Here is a 20,633-nt window from a genome sequence, read left to right as displayed (position 1 = left end):
CATTTAAATAGTATATATTGTTATAAATTTTAAAATCTATTTCATTGTTTTTTAAATATTTTAAAAAAATATCTATTATAAAGTTTTGTCTAAAATTTCTATTTAGAGTAAATATTGTAAAAAGAGTAAAAAATATCCAAAAATATACTCCTACGTCAAAAAATATAGTTGAGTATATAGCTATAAATAAAAGCCATAAAACAAAAGGATAAGAATAAAAACCAAAAATCATAAGAATAATTATAAAAAATAGTATTTCCACAATAATACTCCTATTTTAAAAAGATTATGAAAATCTTACAATTTTACAATAGCTTACAAGTAGCAAAAACAATTTATTAGAAAAGAATATTAATTTATATTTAAAATATTAATTTCAAAAATCAAAAGTAAATGTACAATAATTGTACATCTATCTATTTTAGAATATTTTCTGAAACTTAGTTATAGGTAAAAAAAAAGATTTAATAAAACCATTAAAATAGTCTAAAATACGATTAATGATAAAAACTTAACACATGGTGTACTTTTTTTGTAACTTTTTTTTACAAAATTACAAACTTGTACGTATTTTAACAAAAACTGTACATTGTCTAAAGCAAACATTATGTTATACTATAAGTACAAATCAATTAGGAGATATTAATGAGTTTAATTGCTGAATATAAAGCACACACAGAAGAAAGACTTAATGAAGGGAATCTTCCTCCATTAGCTTTAACTGCTGAACAAACTGCACAGTTAGTAGAGTTGTTAAAAGCAGACTCAGTTGAAGAAGCAGATTATTTATTAGATCTATTTAAAAACAGAATCAACCCAGGTGTTGATGATGCTGCATATGTAAAAGCTGCATTTTTAAATGATGTAGTTAAAGGAAATGTGTCATGTTCTGTAATTTCAAAGCATGAAGCTATTGAAATTTTAGGAAAAATGATGGGTGGATTTAATGTTTCTCCACTAGTTGAAGCATTAAAAAATGATGAAGTAGCAGACGCTGCTGCTGAGCAATTAAAAAATACAATATTAGTATATGATGCATTTAATGATGTAAAAGAATTAATGGATGCAGGAAATGAAAAAGCAAAAGAAATAATTGAATCTTGGGCAAATGCAGAGTGGTTTACAAATAAACCTGCCTTAGAAAAAGAAATTAAATTAACTGTTTATAAAATTCCTGGTGAAACAAATACAGATGATTTATCTCCTGCAACTGTTGCATTTACTAGATCTGATATACCACTACACGCAACTGCGATGTTACAATCAAAAATGGAAAAACCACTTGAAACTATGGAAGAGTTGAAACAAAAAGGTAATCCATTAGCTTATGTTGGTGATGTAGTAGGAACAGGTAGTTCAAGAAAATCAGGTATTAACTCTGTTCAATGGCATATGGGTAGAGATATACCAGGTGTTCCAAATAAAAGAACAGGTGGTGTTGTAATTGGTTCTATTATTGCTCCAATTTTCTTTAACACAGCAGAAGATTCAGGATGTTTACCAATTGAAGCTCCAGTTGATAATTTAGAAACTGGTGATGAAATTGTTGTAAAACCATATGATGGTGTAATTGAAAAAGATGGTAAAGTAGTATCAGAGTTTAAACTTGCTCCAAATACATTAACAGATGAAGTAAGAGCAGGTGGTAGAATTCCTTTAATCATTGGAAAAGGACTTACAGCTAAAGCTAGAGAAGCATTAGGTTTAGGTGCATTTGATATGTTCTTAGCTCCTGAGCAACCAAAAGATAATGGAAAAGGATTTACACAAGCACAAAAAATGGTAGGAAGAGCTTGTGGAATTGAAGGTGTTAAACCTGGTATGTATGTAGAGCCAATAGCTACAACTGTAGGTTCTCAAGATACTACTGGACCTATGACAAGAGATGAAATTAAAGAGCTTGCTGCATTAAGTTTTGGTGCAGATATGCTTATGCAATCATTCTGTCATACAGCTGCTTATCCAAAGCCAGCTGATATTAAATTAAGACATACATTACCTGATTTTATTAATTCAAGAGGTGGTGTTACATTAAGACCAGGTGATGGTGTTATTCATTCATGGTTAAATAGACTTTGTTTACCAGATACTGTTGGTACTGGTGGAGATTCTCACACAAGATTCCCTATTGGTATGTCATTTCCAGCTGGTTCTGGGCTTGTTGCATTTGCAGGTGTAACTGGTATGATGCCACTTACTATGCCAGAATCTGTTCTTGTAAAATTCAAAGGTGAAATGCAACCTGGAATTACACTAAGAGATTTAGTAAATGCAATCCCTTACCAAGCAATTGAAGATGGTTTATTAACTGTTGAGAAAAAAGGTAAGAAAAATATTTTTGCTGGTAAAATTATTGAAATTCAAGGTTTACCTCAATTAAAAGTTGAACAAGCATTTGAAATTTCTGATGCATCAGCAGAAAGAAGTGCAGCAGCTTGTTCTGTTCAATTAGATAAAGAACCAATTATTGAGTACTTATCTTCAAACATTGCATTAATTGAAAAAATGATTGAAGAGGGTTACGAAGATGCTAGAACTTTACAAAGAAGAGCAGATAAAATGAAAGAATGGATTGCAAATCCAGAATTATTACAACCAGATGCAGATGCAGAATATGCAGCAACTATCGAAATCGATTTAGATAAAATTACTGAACCAGTTTTAGCTTGTCCAAATGATCCAGATGATGTTGCAACATTAAGTGAAATATTAGCAGACCCAAAAAGACCAACAGAGAAAATTGATGAAGTATTTGTAGGTTCTTGTATGACTAATATTGGACTATTTAGAGCTTTAGGTGAAGTACTTAAAGGTGAGGGTGAAGTTCCAGGTAAATTGTGGGTTGCGCCTCCAACAAAAATGGATGAAGCTCAATTAACAGAAGAGGGTTATTATTCAATTTTTGCAGCAGCTGGTGCAAGAATTGAAATGCCTGGTTGTTCATTATGTATGGGTAACCAAGCACAAGTTAGTGAAGGTGCTGTTGTATTCTCAACTAGTACAAGAAACTTCGATAATAGACTTGGTAAAAATTCAAAAGTATATTTAGGTTCAGCTGAAGTTGCAGCACTTGCAGCACTTCTTGGAAGACTTCCAAGTAAAGAAGAGTATTTAAATATGGTTCCTAAAAAAATTACTGCTGAAAAAAGAGATAGTATTTACAAATATTTAAATTTCCATGAAGTAAGTGATACTGAGTTAACTAATTTAGTACATTAAAATTTAAACTGTATACTTAAGTCACGAAATGTGGCTTAAGTATTTTTATTTAATGAACTTTCATTCATTATTAAAATAAGTTATACTATTATAAATGTACATAAAATAAAGGTATATAAATTGTCTGCAAAAGAAGTTAAAAAAAATAGTATAATTCAAAATGCGTTAAAACTTTTTTCAACAAAAGGTTTTTATAATACAACTATCCCTGATATCGCAAAATCAATGCAAATGAGTGTTGGTAATATGTATAATTATTTTGCCTCTAAAGAAGAATTGGCAAAATATGCCATTAAATACTCAACTAATATTTTAGCAAAACAGTTAAGAACTATAAATCATATGGATATTTCTTGTAAAGAGAAAATTTTTCTATTTACAAGAGAATATTTAGAAAATGTAAAAGACTCCCCTGAAGTAATAGAGTATTTTTTGAGAGTTTATCTTTCAAATAGAGAAGTTTTTGCACAAGGTTGTGAGGGCTTTTTATGCGTAAGTGAGTTTGTAACTGAGGTTATGATACTTCTTGATGAAGGTGCTGAAAAAAATGAGTTAAGACAACAAGAATTTTTCTCTGCCTTTTCTATGGTTATGGGATGTTTAGGTGGTTTTGCTTTTTTAAGTGGTGAGAAAGTTTTAGATAAAGATCTTTTAGAATATTCAGATAGTGTAGCTGAAAATATATATAGAGCATTAAAAAGTGACAAGACATAAACCTAAGATTGTTTGGCTTCAAGCAATTACTTGTAATGGGAATACTCATTCTTTATTAAGTTCAAACTCTTCTAGATTTGAACTTTTTTTAAATAGTTTTGATTTATTTTATCATCCTTCTTTAACTACAGACACATCATTAGATGATGTAATTAATCTTGAAAATATAGACTTCTTATTAATTGAAGGAGCTATTACTTCAAGTAGTGATTATTTTACAATTTCAGATAATAATGTTTTAGAATTATTAATAAAATTAGCGAATAAAGCATCTTATATAATTAGTGTAGGTTCATGTGCATCATTTGGTGGGATTCATGCAAAATTTGATGAAGACAAAAGTATAAAAGGAGTTCCAGATTATTTAAATAATTTAGAACTAAATAATTTAAAACAAAAAATTATAAATCTTACAGGTTGTCCTGTTCATCCAGAATGGATTTTGCAGACATTATTTACTCTTAAAAATAATAAAACAATACTTTTAGATGATAAACAACGTCCAAAAGAGATATATTATGGTCTTGCACACCATGGATGTACAAGAAATGAATACTTTGAATGGAAAGTTGAAGCAAAAAGTTTTGGAGTAAAAGAGGGCTGTCTTTTTTATGAACAAGGATGTAGAGGACCAATGACACATAGTAATTGCAATAGAGTTTTATGGAATGATGTAAATACAAAAACAAGAGCTGGAATGCCTTGTATTGGTTGTACAGAGTTTGATTTTCCAAGAGAAAATATGTTAGAGACTAAAAAAAATATTGGTATACCAACGCAAGTTCCTTTAGGTATAAATAAAAGAGCATATTTAACAATTACAGGAGTTGCAAAAACTTTTAAAATTGATAGATTAAATAATAAGTTAATAAATAAAGAAGAATATGAAAACAGTTGATATAATCGAAAGAATTGAAGGCGAAGCCAAATTAGTTTGTTCTTGGGAAAATAGTCGTATAAGTGATGCAAGAATAGAGTTTTTAAATTTTAGAGGTTTTGAATATATTTTAAAAAATAAACCTGCACTTGACACTTTGATTTATACTCCTAGAATTTGTGGAATTTGTGGACAAGCACATCTAAAAGCAACTGTTGAAGCTTTGGAAAATATATATACAAATATTAATGAACCATTAGAAGTTACAAATAAAGCAAAACTTTTAAGAGAGATTGGTTTAAATATTGAAATAATTGATTCTCATATAAAATGGTTTTATATGTTTATTATGCCAGATATTGCGAAATTATCTTCTGATATAAAATATGAAAAATATAAAGCAATTAAAGGTAGTCAATGGCTTAATGCTTCAAAAATTACAAGTGAAATTATAAAGTCATTAGCAATTATAGGTGGTCAATGGCCACATACTTCATATATGGTTCCTGGTGGAGTCATGAGTGATCCTACCCTTCTTGATTTAACTTCAATGCAAAACTATTTAGATCAAGCAGTAATATTTTTTGAAAATAGTTTAGCCGGAGTTGATATTATTGATTACCTTTCATTTGATAATATAGACTCTTTAGAAAAATTGGATTATGCACTTAAAGATTTTAAAAATATAAGTTTTGAAAATGAACTTGAAAAAATTGGTAAAAGTTATGATTCTCATATAGTATTAGCTTCAAGCTCTTTATTTGAAAGTGCTAAGATAAAAACAAAAAATAAACATAAAATTGATATAAATAAAGTAAAAGAAGAAAATATCAATAGTTTTAAAGTAAACAGTACTAAAAAAGATAATGAATATACTTGGTCAAAAACTGCACTTTATAATAATGAATTTTATGAAACAGGACCTTTATCAAGAGCATTAGTTTCAAATAGAAGTTTTATAAAATCAATTCATAAAGAGTATAAAGATTCTGTATTTACAAGAGTCTTTGCAAGAATGGACGAGTTTGCCCATCTTTTAATAAAAACAAAGGATTTAATCTCAAAAATTGATATATCCCAAGAGTCTTATATAAAACCTAAATACTCTTATAGTGAAATAGAACATGCAAGTTCAATTAGTACTGTTGAAGCAGCAAGAGGATCTTTGTATCATAAAATAATTATGGAAAAAGGTATTATAAAATCTTATGATGTAATTACACCTACTGTGTGGAATTTAGGTCCAGGAATAAATGCAAAACTTGGAGTTGCACAAAAAGCAATAATTGGAGTTGATTCTTTAGAAAAAGCACAAATTATACTTAGAAGTTTTGATGTTTGTTCTGTTTGCACAACACATTAGTAAACGCCACATTTAAGCCATTTTAGTGACAAAAAAAGAACAAAAATTTTTTTATTTATAGAAATATGCTAAAAAATAATATTAACTTAAGAAACATTAAAAAAAATTTTTAAGATAAGTGAAAGTTTTAACTTAATTATTTAATATAATAATAAATTAAACTTATAATCTTTGAGTTGATTTTACACACATTATAATCTTATTTTAAAAAAAAATTAGAAAATTAAAAATTAACACTTGGTTAAGTTTAAGTTATGTAATATTAATTAATTAGTTTATATTACATTAAACGAGTTTAAAAAAATGCCAGATTTAATTTGGTTTTTTTTATAAGTAAAACATGAATGATTGTTCATTTATAGTGTATCTATTAAGGTTTAGGTAAAAAATTTTAAAATAAATTTTAAAAAGTTTATTTTACTTCAATAAAAAGGAACTATTTTGAAAACAACTGATTTATTTAGTAAGTTATCAAAAAGATTGTCAAGTTTAGAAAGACTTAAAAAACTTGATGATAAGAAGTCTATTCCATCTATTTTAGAGGAAAAAGGTGTTAGTAGAAGGGATTTTATGAAATGGGCTGGTGCTATGACTGCTATGTTAGCACTTCCAGCGAATTTTACTCCTTTAGTTGCAAAAGCTGCTGAACTTAGTGATAGATTGCCAATTATCTGGCTACATATGGCAGAGTGTACAGGATGTTCTGAGTCACTACTTAGAACAGATGCCCCAACAATTGATTCACTTATTTTTGATTATATCTCTTTAGAGTATCATGAAACATTGATGGCTGCTGCTGGTTGGCAAGCAGAACATAATTTAGAAAGTGCAATTGAAAAATACAAAGGTCAATATATATTAATGGTTGAAGGTGGTATCCCAGCAGGTGAAAACTCACATTTCTTAACTATTGGTGGTCATGGAAAAACTGGTGAACAAAATGCTATTGATGCTAGTGAAAATGCAGCTGCTATTTTTGCTATTGGTACATGTTCAAGCTTTGGTGGTGTTCAAGCAGCATTCCCAAATCCAACAGGTACAGTTGCATTATCAAAAGTAACAGACAAAACAGTTATAAATGTTCCTGGATGTCCTCCAAGTGAGAAAAATATTGTTGGTACATTATTACACTACCTTTTATATGGAACACTACCTGCACTTGATGTATATAATAGACCAAAATGGGCTTATGGACTTAGAATTCATGATTTATGTGAAAGAAGAGGACGATTTGATGCAGGTGAATTTGTAGAAGAGTTTGGTGATGAGGGTGCAAAAAAAGGCTACTGTTTATATAAAGTAGGTTGTAAAGGACCTTATACTTTTAATAACTGTTCAAAAAACAAGTTCAACTCTCATATGTCTTGGCCTATTCAAGCTGGTCATGGATGTATTGGTTGTTCTGAACCTGATTTCTGGGATACAATGGGACCATTTGAAGAACCTGTTGCTGATAGATTATACAATACAGTTTTTGGCGGTTTAGGTGCTGATGCAACTGCTGATAGAATTGGAGTTGGACTATTAACTGTGACAGGTATTGGTATAGCAGCTCATGCAGCAATATCTAAATTTAAAAACCCAAAAGAAGATGAGGAGTAAAAGATGGCAAATAAAAGAGTAATAGTTGACCCAATTACAAGAATTGAAGGACATTTAAGAATTGAAGTAGAAGTAGATGAAAATAATGTAATTCAAAAAGCTTACTCAACATCAACATTGTGGAGAGGTTTAGAAACAATTGTTAAAAACAGAGATCCAAGAGATGCTGGTTTTTTAATGCAAAGAATTTGTGGAGTTTGTACATACTCTCACTATAGAGCAGGAATTGAAGCAGTTGAAGATGCATTAGGAATTGAACCTCCATTAAATGCAAAATTAACAAGAAGTTTGATGAATCAAGCTTTATTTTTACATGACCATATAATTCACTTTTATCATCTTCATGGTCTTGATTGGGTTGATGTTGTATCTGCGCTTAAAGCAGATCCTGCAAAGGCTTCAAAAGAAGCATTTAAATATGCAAAATATCCAATTGGTACAGGTGAAAATGAGTTAAAAGCAGTTCAAGATAAAGTTAAAATATTTGTTGACAAAGGACAACTTGGCCCATTTGCAAATGCATATTGGGGACATGAAACTTATAAGTTAACTCCTGAAGAGAACTTAATAGCTTTATCTCATTATTTAAAAGCCTTAGAAATTCAAAGAGAATTAGCAAAAATGATGGCTATATTTGGAGGTAAACAACCACATCCACAAAGTTTAACTGTTGGTGGTGTTACTTGTATTATGGATTTATTGGATCCATCAAGAATGGGTGAATATTTAACTATATTTAAAATGGCCAAAAACTTCGTAGATAATGCATACTATGCAGATATCTTAATGGCAGGAAAAGCTTTTAAATCTGAGCCTTCTGTTGTACAAAAAAGAGGAGTTATGAACTTCATGTCACATGAAGAGATGCTATTAAATAGAAGTGAATATCTATTTGATACTGGTATTATCATGAATGGTGATTTATCAAAAGTATATCCTATAAATGAAGACTTAATTACAGAAGAAGCTACTCACTCTTGGTATAAAGATAATCAACCTTTACATCCATATGATGGAAAAACAAATCCTAACTATACAGGTTTTGTAGATAAAGATACTGTTGGAATGGATGGAAAAATGGTTCATTCAAAAGCAATTGATGAAAATGGAAAGTACTCTTGGATTAAATCTCCAAGATATGATGGTAAAGCAATGGAAGTAGGACCTTTAGCTTCTGTACTTGTATCATATGCAAGTGGAAATAAAAAAATTCAAAAAATTGTAAATGAATTTTTAGAAAAATCAGGTCTGCCAACAGAAGCACTATTTACTACTCTTGGAAGAACTGCTGGAAGAATGCTTCAAACAAAAGCAATTGCAGAAAATGGAATGGAAACTTTTAATACATTAATTGAAAATTTAAAAGTAGATCAAGAGACTTATACTTCTTATAAAATTGATAAAGATAAAGAGTATAAAGGAAGATTTATTGGTGATGTGCCAAGAGGTATGCTATCTCATTGGATTAGAATTAAAAATGGAGTGGTAGAAAACTATCAAGCTGTTGTTCCATCAACATGGAATGCGGGTCCAAAAGATGCAAATGGATTAATGGGACCTTATGAATCAAATCTTGTAGGAATGAAAGTTGCAGATATCTCTCAACCTTTAGAAATAATTAGAGTTATTCACAGTTTCGATCCTTGTATTGCTTGTGCAGTTCATGTAATGGATGTTAAGGGTAATAATTTAGGAGTATATAAAGTAGACCCAGTTTATGGGGCAAGCTGTTAGGAGCATATTATGATAAAGAAACACTATGAGTTTTCGTTTTGGCTTAGAGTTACGCATTGGGTAAGAGCAATAGCAATTATAGTTTTAACAGCTAGTGGTTTTTATATTGCATATCCATTTATTGCTCCAGCACATAATGGAGGAGAACCTGTTAATTTTCTAAATGCACTATTTAGATCATGGCATGTAATATTTGGATTTTTATTAATATCAGTTACAATTGGTAAATTTTATCTATTTTTCTTTGATAAGCAAAGTAAAGTTGAAAGAGCTTCATTTAAAGATTTCATTAATCCAAAAGTTTGGATTAATCAAATTAAATATTATTTATTAATTGGTAAACATCCACATGGAAAGGGTGTTTATAATCCATTGCAATTTATGGCATATGTAGGTGTATACGGTGCTATTATTCTTATTTCTTTAACAGGATTGATTTTATATATTCATGTGTATCATCAAGGTATGGGTGGAATGTTATATGATATTTTAAGACCAGTTGAGGCAATGTTTGGTGGCCTAGCATGGGTTAGACAATTGCATCATATTGCAATGTGGATTTTTATAATTTTCTTACCAATTCATATATATCTTGCAGTATTTAACTCAGTATATGGAAAATCTGGAGCTATGGATTCAATCTTTAGTGGATATAGATGGGTAAAAAAGAAAGATAAATGAATATCTTAATTTTAGGTATAGGAAATATCCTTTTTCAAGATGAGGGTATGGGCGCACATTTTGTTCACTATTTAGATGAAAAATATGAGTTTGAAAGTGAACATAATAGTGTAAGTATCGTAGATGGTGGAACATTAGCCCATAGGCTAATTCCACTTATTGTTAAGTTTGATCATGTAATTGTAATAGATTGTATTGATGCAAATGATTCAAAACCTGGAGATATCTATTTTTTTGATTTTGAAAATGCACCAAAAGAGATTGATTGGCAAGGAAGTGCTCATGAAATAGAGATGCTTCAAACACTAAATATGATTCAAATGAATGGAGATTTACCTAAAACACAAGTTTTAGGTATTATCCCAAAAAGAGTAGCAGATGATACGACTTTTGAATTAAGTGATGAAGTAATAAATGCAACTTCTACAATGGAAAAAACAATAATTGAACATTTGAAAAGCTTAGAAATAACACCAAAAATAAAAAAAGATGATATAACAATCACACATATATCACAAGTTTCATATAAAAGAGAGATTATTAATGATCCTAAAATTTAAATTTGATTACAACTCAAATAATAACACTTTAATCTATTTTTTACATACTATTGCAAAGCAAAGTAATTTAGAGTATAAAATAACTAAAAGTAATTTTATAAATTTATTTATAAAAGGTGATGAAGATGAACTTACAAAGTTTTCAACAACTTTAAGTTCTCTTTTACCAATGTCAATATTTTTTAAAGATAGTACAGCAGAAGTTGTATCACAAATGAGTGATGAACAAGGTATAGTTTTTGATAATGAAAAAATAGATTTATCATTTTGCTCTTCATGCTTACAAAAAGTTGAAGATAATACTTCTATTGATTTTTACAATCCCTTTATATCTTGTGATATTTGTGGAACAACTTGTGATGTAAATGAATTAAACTTTATTGATCTTGATAAAGAAAAAATTCATTATGAAAATCATGAAGAGTTATTTAAAAAGATAGCCTTTTTAATAAATGATGAAAAAAGTATAAAAATAAAGACAAGATCAGGAAGTTTTGTATTTAAAAAACTAATGAAAACAGAAGATAATGTAAAACTATTATGTACAAATTTAGCTAATATATCTAAAGCTTTTATTGCAAATAAAGCAGAAGTAGTTGCCCTTGCAAGTATAGAAAAACCTATTATAAATCTAAAAGTAAATGAAGTATTTAAGTTAACTAATACTTTAAATCAAGAGTATGCTAATGTAAGATTTGTAAATGACTTGATATTGTATTTACTTGCTAAAGAGTTAAAAGATTATGATATAGATTTCTTAACTTATGAGGAAAATTCAGATTTTGATTATGAATTAACTTATAAAAAACAATTAGAACCACTTGATATTATGAAAATAAAAGTTATTGAAGATAAGAATATAATATTAGAATCAAACTCATATAATGAAGTTTTAGATGATATTTATTCAAAATTTAAAGAACCTTCAAAAAGTCATTTTATGGTACTTTTACATGAATATAATTTTTATGATAAATCAATTTTAAATTTTTATTCTTCAACAAAAGAAGATGATAATATTGCTTTGTATTCTAAAGATATAGAAGGACTTTTAGATATTGTAAATTATAAGTTACCAAACTCAATTGAAGAAATTTTTGAAACACTAAAAAAAGATGAAACCGCTTCTAGATTACTTGAAAACTATAAAAACAAATATCCAGATATTTATGAAAATGCAAAAAAATGTGATATATCTTCTCTTAAAACAAATAGTATCTACTCTTATTGGAAAATAATTTCTGTAATTTTAGGTTTTAGTTTAAAAATAGAAGAGCATAATGTTCTTTTAGATAATGCAATGTCATGCATTTTAGATAAAGGTCCTAGAATTGATTATAAATTAAAAGAGAGTGATAAGATTTTTAATAAAGAGTTCTTGCTTCACAAATTAATTCAATCTGGCATGAGTTTTAAACTTGCTGGAGTTGATGATAAAACTTTATCTTTAGGTTATGTTGAGAGTTTTGCACACTATATTTCAACTTTAATTGATGACATACATAATGAAGTTAAACTTGATGGAATAAGTTTAACAGGAGATATTTTTGCAAATGAATTAATTTCAAAATTAGTGCATAAAAGTATTACAAAAAATTTCAAAATATATTATAATAAGGACTTCGTAATACAAAAATAAGAAGTTTTAATGATAAATAGTAAGATAGTAAAAGTTAAAGGAATAGTACAAGGAGTTGGTTTTCGACCTTTTGTTTATAATCTTTGTAAGAAGTTAAAAATCAATGGTTGGGTAAATAATGATGACGAGGGTGTAAACATAGCCTTGGAGACAGATGAGTTTTTAATTGAAGAGTTTATAAAACAATTAAAAACTTATTCTCCACCTTTAGCAGTTATTGACTCTTTAGAAATTTTAGATAAAGAGTTTGAAAATTTTAATGACTTTCAAATTATTGAAAGTAAAAATAACTCAAATAAAACTACAATAATTTCTCCAGATATCTCAATTTGTCAAGATTGTATAAAAGATATAAATGATGAAAATAATTTTAGATACAATTATGCTTTAACAAACTGTACTAATTGTGGTCCAAGATACTCAATAATAAAGACTGTTCCTTATGATAGAGTTAATACTTCAATGGAAAAGTTTACTTTGTGTCCTTTATGCCAAGAAGAGTATACAGACCCTACTAATAGAAGATACCATGCACAACCTGTATGCTGTGAGAAGTGTGGTCCAAAATTAGAACTATTTAATAAAGAAAATAAAAAAATAGAAGAGGGTATTGAAGCAATAAAAAAGATTGCTACACTTATTAATAATGGAGAAATAGTTGCCATTAAAGGGCTTGGTGGTTTTCATTTGGTTTGTGATGCAACAAACGACAAGGTAGTAAAAGAGTTAAGATTAAGAAAAAATAGACCTACAAAACCTTATGCTGTTATGTTTAAAAGTATTGAAGAAGTATCTGATTATGCAGTATTTAATGAATTTGAAAAAGATATTATAACTTCAAAAGAAAAACCAATTACACTAGTAAAGAAAAAACAAAATACTAATTTAAGTTCTTTAATCGCACCAAACATTAGTAAAATTGGTGTATTTCTTCCTTATACTCCTTTGCATATTATTTTATTTAAGTTTTTAAACAATCCAATTATAGCAACAAGTGCTAATTTAAAAGATGAACCAATTATAAGGCATAAAGATGAACTTTTATCAAAACTTGGACATGTGGTTGATTTTGTTTTAGATTTCAATAGAGAGATTATAAATGCAGTTGATGATAGTGTTCTTCAAGTGATTAAAGATGATGTAGTAAAATTAAGAAATGCAAGGGGATATACTCCAACTACAATAAAATTAGAAACAAAACAAAATAAAAAAATAATGGCACTAGGAGCAAATCAAAAATCGACTATATCTTTTTGTTTTGAAGATAATATGATTGTTTCTCCTCATATTGGAGATTTAAACTCTATTGAATCCCTTGAATATTTTACAAGAACAGTTGAAACTTTTAAAAGATTTTATGATTTTGAACCTGATGTTATTGTTTGTGATAAGCATCCAAATTATGAAAGCACAAAATGGGCAAGTAAATCAAATATCAAAATAGTAAAAATACAACATCACTATGCACATATTTTAAGTGTTATGGCAGAGTATAAGTTAGAAGATAGACTTTTAGGTTTTAGTTTTGATGGCACAGGTTATGGAGATGATGGAAATATTTGGGGTGGAGAAGTTATGCTTGCATCAAAAGAGAATTATAAGCGTCTTTTCCATTTTAAATATTTTAAGTTACTTGGTGGAGAAAAAGCAGTAAAAGAGCCTAAAAGAATCGCTTTATCCCTTTTATTTGAAAATTACACTTTAGATGAATTAAAACAAATGAATATTGCTTTATTAAATGAGTTTACAAACACACAGTTAAATAATTTTTATATGATGTGGCAAAAAGATATCAATGCTTTTCTTACAAGCTCACTTGGTAGAGTTTTTGATGCAATTGCATCTTTGGCTAATATTGCACATACACAATCATATGAGGGTGAAACAGGACTTTTAATTGAAGAGTATTATGATAAAAATATATTAGATTCATATGAATATCAAATAGAAAATCAAGAAATTGATATTTCAAATATGATAAAAACTATTATAACTGAGTCCAATAAAAAGATTATTTGCTCAAAGTTTATAAATACAATTGTAAAAATTATAGTCGATATTTCAAATAATTATAATGATTTAGATATTGTTTTAACAGGTGGAGTATTTCAAAATAAAACTCTTTTAGAAAAGTGTATTGATGAGCTTAAAAAAGAGAATAAAAAAGTATATTTTAATAAAAAAGTTTCTTTAAATGATGGTAGCATTTCAATAGGACAACTATATTTTTTAACTTAAATATTAAAAAAATCCATAAATAATGTAGAAATTGATAAAAAGTTTCAAAAAATAGTGTGAAAATTATCTTTTTTAAATTCTGTTTAGATAAAATCAATATTTGAATTTTAAATAAGGTTGGCTATGAATCAAGTAAAATTTAGTAGATTGGGATTTATCCTAGCTGCGGTTGGATCTGCCGTAGGTTTAGGAAATGTATGGAAATTCCCCTATGTAACAGGTGAATTTGGTGGTGGTGCGTTTGTAATTGTATATTTAATTACAGCACTTTTTATTGGTGTTTTTGTATTAATTGCTGAGCTTTTAATTGGTAAAGTAGGGCAAAGTGATGCAGTTTCTATGTTTGAAAATCTAGCAACAAAACATAAAAAGATTTGGAAGTATGCGGGCTTTATGGCTGTTGTCCCTTTACTTATTCTTTCTTATTATTCTGTTGTAATTGGTTGGATTTTTCATTATGTGGTACTTTCTTTTAATAAGTTGCCAGAAACAGTTAAAGAATCAACTGATAATTTTATGACTTTATTAACATCAGATTATCAAACACAACTTTTTTATCACACAATAGTTTTTGTATTAGTAACACTAATTATTTTAAGAGGTATTAAAGATGGTATTGAAAAAATAAATAAAATATTGATGCCTTTATTAGGTGTTATTTTGACTATTTTATTTATCTATTCAATAAATGTTGATGCTTTTGGTGATGCAGTTTATTTTATGTTTAATCCTGATTTTTCAAAGATTACTTCATCTGCAATAATTGCGGCAATTGGACAAGCATTTTATACTTTATCTTTGGGTATGGGTATTATTATTACATATGCAGCATCTTTACCAAAACAGACTAATATTGCAAAATCGGCTGTTACAATCTCTATTATTGATACTATAGTTGCAATAGTTGCAGGATTAGTAATATTTACACTATTATTTGATAAAGGTGCAGAATCAACAAAAGGTGCAGGTTTAGTATTTATTTCATTACCATCTGTATTTTATGAGTTTGGTGGAGCTGGACAATTTTTAGCTTTATTATTTTTTGTTGCTATTGCATTTGCTGGTATTACTTCAGCTATTTCAATGATGGAACCAGCTGTATTATATCTAATAGAAAGATATAAAATGACAAGAATGAAAGCTGCAATTATTTGTAGTTTATTCTTTTATATCTTAGGTACTATTACTCTTTTCTCAAATATAACTGAGTTTGCACCTGCCTTGCAAGTTGGTGAGAAATCATTTTTTGATTGGGTTGATTTTGTTTGCTTTACTATTATTGTACCAATTGGTGGTATATTAGTTGTTATTTTTGTTGGATACTATATGGATAAAGAAGTTATTAAACAAGAGTTAACACCTATTTTAGGAAAGTCATTACTTGCACTATGGTTTTTCATGGTAAGATATGTTATTCCTATTGCACTTATTGCAGTTATCTTAAATGAAACAGGACTATTTAAATTCTAAGAGGAACTTTTCCTCTTAGTAATACTAATTTCTCTCTTTAACTTCTTTTTCTATAACAAAAGCTCCAAAGGGAATAAGTGAATAGATAAAAAGTTTAAAACTAAATCCTTTTTCCCATCTTAATTTATTCATTGCAAAAAATAAAGCAATAGCAAATACTATAAAAAGTATTCCATGAGTCATACCTACTACTTTTACGGGATAGGGGTTCTCACCTATGTATTTAATAGGCATTGCAATAAATAGAAGTACTAAATAAGATAAACCTTCAATAAAAGATACTATCCTGAAACTATTTAACATTTACATCCTTTTTGATTTTGCGTTATTATAGTTAAAGTTTTATTAGTAATGTTTTATATATTTTTCTTAAATTTTTACAATGCTATATAAATGCTATTTTTGATTGATAAGATATGAATTAAAATGAGTTTTAAAATAAATAACAACTTATAGTGTATATAAATTGACTGTTTTTTTATTATTTAGTTATAATTTACTAATCATTATTAAGGGGTGCTCCATGAGTATTTTGAAGAATTTAAATCTTAGAACTAAGATACTTTCAATAGTAATCTTAACAATAGTAACTATTGCAATAATCATTGCTTCTAAATCAATTCTTTCAATAGAAGAGTTGACGCAAAAAAATATCCAAGAATATAAGGATAATGCTTTTGCACAAAAAGAGAATGAGTTGAAAAGTTACGTAACTATGGCACTTAGAAGTGTAAAAAGCTTTTATGAACAAACTTCAAAAGAAAAACTTGAAAAATTAGTTGAAGATGATTTAGAAAAAAATACCGATTTTATATTTTCAATTATAAATGAACAATATAGTAGGTATAAAAATGTACTTTCAAAAAATGAATTAAAATCAAAAATTATTGAAATTATAAAAGATACAAAGTTTGGTAAAACAGGTTATTTTTTTGTTACAGATTTAAATAATAAAATTATAGCTCATCCTGTTGATTCAAAACTTGAGGGAAAAGATTTTTCAAATGTAAAAGATAAAAATGGAATAGCTTTCATAAAAGCTTTAACTGACAAAATTAAAGCAGGTAAAAGTGATAGTTTTATTTCATATGTTTGGGAAAAACCCAAAACAAAAGAATTGGAAACAAAAATCTCTTATGGAAGATTATTTAAACCTTTTAATTGGGTTATTGCAACAGGTGAATATGTAGATAACCTAGATGCACAAATGCAAAAAGAGGCTTTAGAAAATCTATCGCAAATGAGATACTCAAATAATGGATATTTTTGGGTAAATGATTCTAAACCTGTTTTAATTATGAATCCAAATGGAAAAGATCAAATAGGCAAAAATTTAAAAGATGCTGTTGATTCTAATGGTAAAAAATACTTTCAAGAGTTTGTTGATGTTGCAAAAGCTAAAGGTGAGGGACTTACAAGTTATTATAAAAATAAACCTGGAGAAACAAAAGCCAAGCAAAAACTATCTTATATTGTATATTTTGAACCATGGGATTGGATTATTGGAACAGGAACTTACATAGAAGATATTGAAAAAAGTATAGATAAGATGGCAAAACATTCAAAAGAAGAGATTAATAGTGTAATTTTGCAAATATTAATAATCTCTATTGTTGTTGTTATTTTAATTGCACTTTTAATCTCATTTGTTTTAAATAAAATTTTAGTTGAACCAATTGAAGATTTAAAATCAGGATTATTGCAATTTTTTAAATTTTTAAATCATGAATCAAAAGATATAAAACATTTAGAAGTATTTTCAAATGACGAAATAGGTCATATGTCTAAAATGATAAATGATAATATTGTAAATACTCAAAAAATCATTAATCAAGACAAAATAGTAATTGAGGAGGTTTCTGATTTAGTTAATCACATTAGTTCAGGTGAGTTATCAGGAAGAATTACTACTACAAGTTTAAATCCATCTATTAAACAGCTAATTGTAGTATTTAATGATATGATGAAACATCTTCAAGAAATAGTTAATCATTCACTTGGTGTTTTGAAAAAATATCAAGATAATGACTTTAGAGTTGAAACTACTATGAAATGTACAGGTGAAATATGTGATTTAATGAATGGAATTAATGATTTAGGTCATACAATAAGTGATATGCTTGTAGAGAATAAGAAAAATGGACTTACTTTAAATGAATCAGCAAAAGTTTTATCTGCAAATGTTGAGATTTTAAATACATCATCTCAAGAATCAGCCTCTTCTTTAGAAGAAACAGCAGCTGCACTTGAAGAGATAACTGGAAATATAAGAGAAAATGTTGATCATATTAAAACAATGAGTAAATATGCAAGTGCTTTAAATAACTCATCAAAAGAGGGAAATAGTTTAGCTACTAGAACTTCTAAATCTATGGATGAAATAGATGAGCAAGTCCATTCAATAAATGATGCAATAACTGTAATTGATCAAATAGCATTTCAAACAAATATTCTAAGTTTAAATGCAGCAGTAGAAGCAGCAACAGCAGGAGAATCTGGAAAAGGTTTTGCAGTTGTTGCAGGTGAGGTTAGAAATCTTGCAAGTAGAAGTGCCCAAGCAGCAAGTGAGATTAAAGAGATTGTTGAAAACGCCACAATAAAAGCAAATGAGGGTAAAACAATTGCAGATGAGATGATTAAAGGTTATGATGTATTAAATGAAAATATAAATAAAACTATTGCGCTTATTGAAGATGTTACAGATGCTAGCAAAGAACAGCAAGTTGGAATTGAGCAGATTAATGATGCAATTAATGAGCTTGACCAACAAACACAACAAAATGCAAGTGTAGCAATGAGAACAAAAGATGTATCATCACAAACTTCTGAAATATCACAAAGAATAGTTAATAATGCTGATGAAAAAGAGTTTGTTGGAAAAGATGAAGTTAAAGCTATGAAGCTTTAACTTCTAAAATAGATATCTTTTAAGAGTGCTTTACAAATTGGTTTTGTAAAATTATATTTGAATTCGCACTCTTTTAAGTAAAAAAAGAAGTTATCTTGATTTACTCCTTTATACTTTTTTAAACTCTGTTTTAAAAATTCCCAAAACTCTTTAAGTGGGGTAGCGTATGAGTTTTGAGATTGTAATTTATGCCATTTTAAATATCTTTCAAAGTCCTCATCTTTATCTTGCATTGGTGCTTTTGGTAAAGAGGGCATTAAAAGTGTATAAACTCTATTATTTGCATAAAAACCTATTATGTTTATAGCTTCATAAAGGCTTTTATTCTTTTTTTGTAGCTGTTTTTCATTGAAGTAATAAAACTCTTCATATGATGTATTATCTTGAATGGAGATATAATAAAGTTCTTCAAGGTAGTTTGCAATAAGTTTTCTAAAAATATCATAACGATTTGATACAGTTCTGTAGTTTACATTTAGATCTTTTGAAAGATTTAAAGCAGGGGTATTATTACAAAAACCTTCGATAATTTTTATATCAGTATCAATTTTTTTTAAAGAGAATTTTTTGTTACAATCTTTGCACTTTTTATAATTATCTTTTAAAGTATAAAGTGTTCTTGAGTTGCAATATGGACAATTTGTTAATTTCATAAAAAAATTATATCTTATTTTTGTTCAAAATATACATAAGCGTTGAAAAATTTTTCACCTATTTTAAGAAAAAATGAGTAAACTATTAAAAATGAATATCTATTCAGAAGGAAAGAAAATATGTGTAAAGATTGCGGTTGTAGTATAACAGATCATGAGCATAATCATGAACATAGTCATAGTCACGAACATAGCCATGAACATGGAAGTTCAAGTCATCAAGCAGCACATGAAACATTACATCATAATCCACAATTAAATGATAGTAAAACAGTTTCAGTAATAAAAAAGATTTTAGATAAAAATGATCATGAAGCAGCTCATAATAGAGCTCATTTTGATAATCATAAGGTTTTAGGAATTAACTTAATGAGTAGTCCAGGAAGTGGTAAGACAACACTTTTAGAAAAATTAGTTGATTTTGCTGATTTTAAATTTGGTGTTGTTGAGGGTGATTTAGAAACAAATAAAGATGCAGATAGATTAAATAGCAAAAATATTAAAGCAGTACAAATTCAAACAGGAAGTGCTTGTCACTTAGATGCTTTTATGGTACATAAAGGCTTGCATGATATGCCTTTAGATGATTTAGATGTATGTTTTGTTGAAAATGTGGGAAATTTAGTTTGTCCAGCTTCATATGATGTGGGAACACATTTAAATATTGTATTAGTATCTATTCCTGAGGGTGAAGATAAAATTGCGAAATATCCTGTAATGTTTAGAGCAGCAGATTTAATACTATTTACAAAAACAGATCTACTTCCATACTTTGAGTATGATTTAGAAAAAGAGAAAGAAACAGCAAGAAAATTAAAACCAAATGTTGATATATTAGAGGTTTCTACAAAAGATGAAGAGTCATTGAAAAAAGTATTAGACTGGATTAATTTTAAAAGAAAAATGAGATAGTTTTACTTTAAAGCTAAAATAAAATTAATGCATGTAGTTTATAATTACATGCATTAAAAGGAG

16 protein-coding genes are annotated in these 20,633 nt (G+C 28.0%); 13 read left to right on the top strand and 3 right to left on the bottom strand.

Annotated features, from left to right (window positions below; all coding sequences use genetic code 11):
- Positions 1 to 262 (bottom strand): hypothetical protein (locus ACTCCZ_RS04760; RefSeq protein WP_463187166.1); only part of this gene is annotated, 262 nt, incomplete at its 3' end.
- Positions 263 to 645: 383 nt separating this feature from the next.
- Here ACTCCZ_RS04760 and ACTCCZ_RS04755 point away from each other — a divergent pair.
- The 11 genes from ACTCCZ_RS04755 to ACTCCZ_RS04705 all read left to right on the top strand — a co-directional run bounded on the left by ACTCCZ_RS04755 (position 646) and on the right by ACTCCZ_RS04705 (position 16,097).
- Entirely contained in the window at positions 646 to 3,219 is a 2,574-nt protein-coding gene (locus tag ACTCCZ_RS04755) for a bifunctional aconitate hydratase 2/2-methylisocitrate dehydratase (RefSeq protein ID WP_079577205.1), read from the top strand.
- 120 nt (positions 3,220 to 3,339) lie between these two features.
- Entirely contained in the window at positions 3,340 to 3,933 is a 594-nt protein-coding gene (locus ACTCCZ_RS04750) for a TetR/AcrR family transcriptional regulator (protein ID WP_079577206.1), read from the top strand.
- A complete protein-coding gene (locus tag ACTCCZ_RS04745) occupies positions 3,920 to 4,831 on the top strand; it encodes an NADH-quinone oxidoreductase subunit B family protein (protein WP_079577207.1) in 912 nt (303 codons plus the stop codon). Before ACTCCZ_RS04750 ends, ACTCCZ_RS04745 begins: the two co-directional genes overlap by 14 nt.
- The gene (locus ACTCCZ_RS04740; protein ID WP_079577208.1) at positions 4,818 to 6,173 is read left to right on the top strand and encodes a nickel-dependent hydrogenase large subunit; all 1,356 of its coding nucleotides are present in this window, start codon (positions 4,818 to 4,820) and stop codon (positions 6,171 to 6,173) included. Before ACTCCZ_RS04745 ends, ACTCCZ_RS04740 begins: the two co-directional genes overlap by 14 nt.
- 441 nt (positions 6,174 to 6,614) lie before the next feature.
- On the top strand, positions 6,615 to 7,775 hold the full coding sequence (locus tag ACTCCZ_RS04735; protein WP_079577209.1) for a hydrogenase small subunit: 1,161 nt from the start codon (positions 6,615 to 6,617) through the stop codon (positions 7,773 to 7,775).
- Positions 7,776 to 7,778: 3 nt separating this feature from the next.
- Entirely contained in the window at positions 7,779 to 9,509 is a 1,731-nt protein-coding gene (locus tag ACTCCZ_RS04730) for a nickel-dependent hydrogenase large subunit (protein WP_079577210.1), read from the top strand.
- 9 nt (positions 9,510 to 9,518) lie between these two features.
- Positions 9,519 to 10,190, top strand: coding sequence for a Ni/Fe-hydrogenase, b-type cytochrome subunit (gene cybH, locus ACTCCZ_RS04725; protein ID WP_079577211.1), 672 nt, complete (start codon positions 9,519 to 9,521; stop codon positions 10,188 to 10,190).
- Positions 10,187 to 10,750: a HyaD/HybD family hydrogenase maturation endopeptidase gene (locus ACTCCZ_RS04720; RefSeq protein WP_079577212.1), complete on the top strand. Its 564-nt coding sequence runs from the start codon at positions 10,187 to 10,189 to the stop codon at positions 10,748 to 10,750. The genes cybH and ACTCCZ_RS04720 overlap by 4 nt, the downstream gene beginning before the upstream one ends.
- Positions 10,734 to 12,389: a hypothetical protein gene (locus ACTCCZ_RS04715; RefSeq protein ID WP_079577213.1), complete on the top strand. Its 1,656-nt coding sequence runs from the start codon at positions 10,734 to 10,736 to the stop codon at positions 12,387 to 12,389. The genes ACTCCZ_RS04720 and ACTCCZ_RS04715 overlap by 17 nt, the downstream gene beginning before the upstream one ends.
- 9 nt (positions 12,390 to 12,398) lie before the next feature.
- On the top strand, positions 12,399 to 14,627 hold the full coding sequence (gene hypF, locus ACTCCZ_RS04710) for a carbamoyltransferase HypF (RefSeq protein ID WP_079577214.1): 2,229 nt from the start codon (positions 12,399 to 12,401) through the stop codon (positions 14,625 to 14,627).
- Positions 14,628 to 14,750: 123 nt separating this feature from the next.
- The gene (locus ACTCCZ_RS04705) at positions 14,751 to 16,097 is read left to right on the top strand and encodes a sodium-dependent transporter (RefSeq protein ID WP_079577215.1); all 1,347 of its coding nucleotides are present in this window, start codon (positions 14,751 to 14,753) and stop codon (positions 16,095 to 16,097) included.
- Between the two features lie 24 nt (positions 16,098 to 16,121).
- Here the strand turns inward: ACTCCZ_RS04705 and ACTCCZ_RS04700 are convergent, their stop codons facing one another.
- The gene (locus ACTCCZ_RS04700; protein WP_079577216.1) at positions 16,122 to 16,400 is read right to left on the bottom strand and encodes a DUF3817 domain-containing protein; all 279 of its coding nucleotides are present in this window, start codon (positions 16,398 to 16,400) and stop codon (positions 16,122 to 16,124) included.
- Between the two features lie 220 nt (positions 16,401 to 16,620).
- Between ACTCCZ_RS04700 and ACTCCZ_RS04695 the strand changes: the two genes are divergently transcribed.
- Complete coding sequence (locus tag ACTCCZ_RS04695; protein ID WP_079577217.1) at positions 16,621 to 19,005, top strand: methyl-accepting chemotaxis protein; 2,385 nt, start codon at positions 16,621 to 16,623, stop codon at positions 19,003 to 19,005.
- Here the strand turns inward: ACTCCZ_RS04695 and ACTCCZ_RS04690 are convergent.
- Positions 19,002 to 19,658: a hypothetical protein gene (locus tag ACTCCZ_RS04690; protein ID WP_079577218.1), complete on the bottom strand. Its 657-nt coding sequence runs from the start codon at positions 19,656 to 19,658 to the stop codon at positions 19,002 to 19,004. The two genes, ACTCCZ_RS04695 and ACTCCZ_RS04690, sit on opposite strands and share 4 nt — an antisense overlap.
- 120 nt (positions 19,659 to 19,778) lie before the next feature.
- Between ACTCCZ_RS04690 and hypB the strand changes: the two genes are divergently transcribed.
- On the top strand, positions 19,779 to 20,570 hold the full coding sequence (gene hypB / locus ACTCCZ_RS04685; protein ID WP_079577219.1) for a hydrogenase nickel incorporation protein HypB: 792 nt from the start codon (positions 19,779 to 19,781) through the stop codon (positions 20,568 to 20,570).
- Positions 20,571 to 20,633 lie beyond the last annotated feature (63 nt).

The sequence above is a fragment of the Malaciobacter sp. genome, from assembly GCF_055140965.1.
The sequence above is the reverse complement of the archived record's forward strand: the minus strand, read 5'-3'. Positions and strand labels throughout refer to the sequence as shown.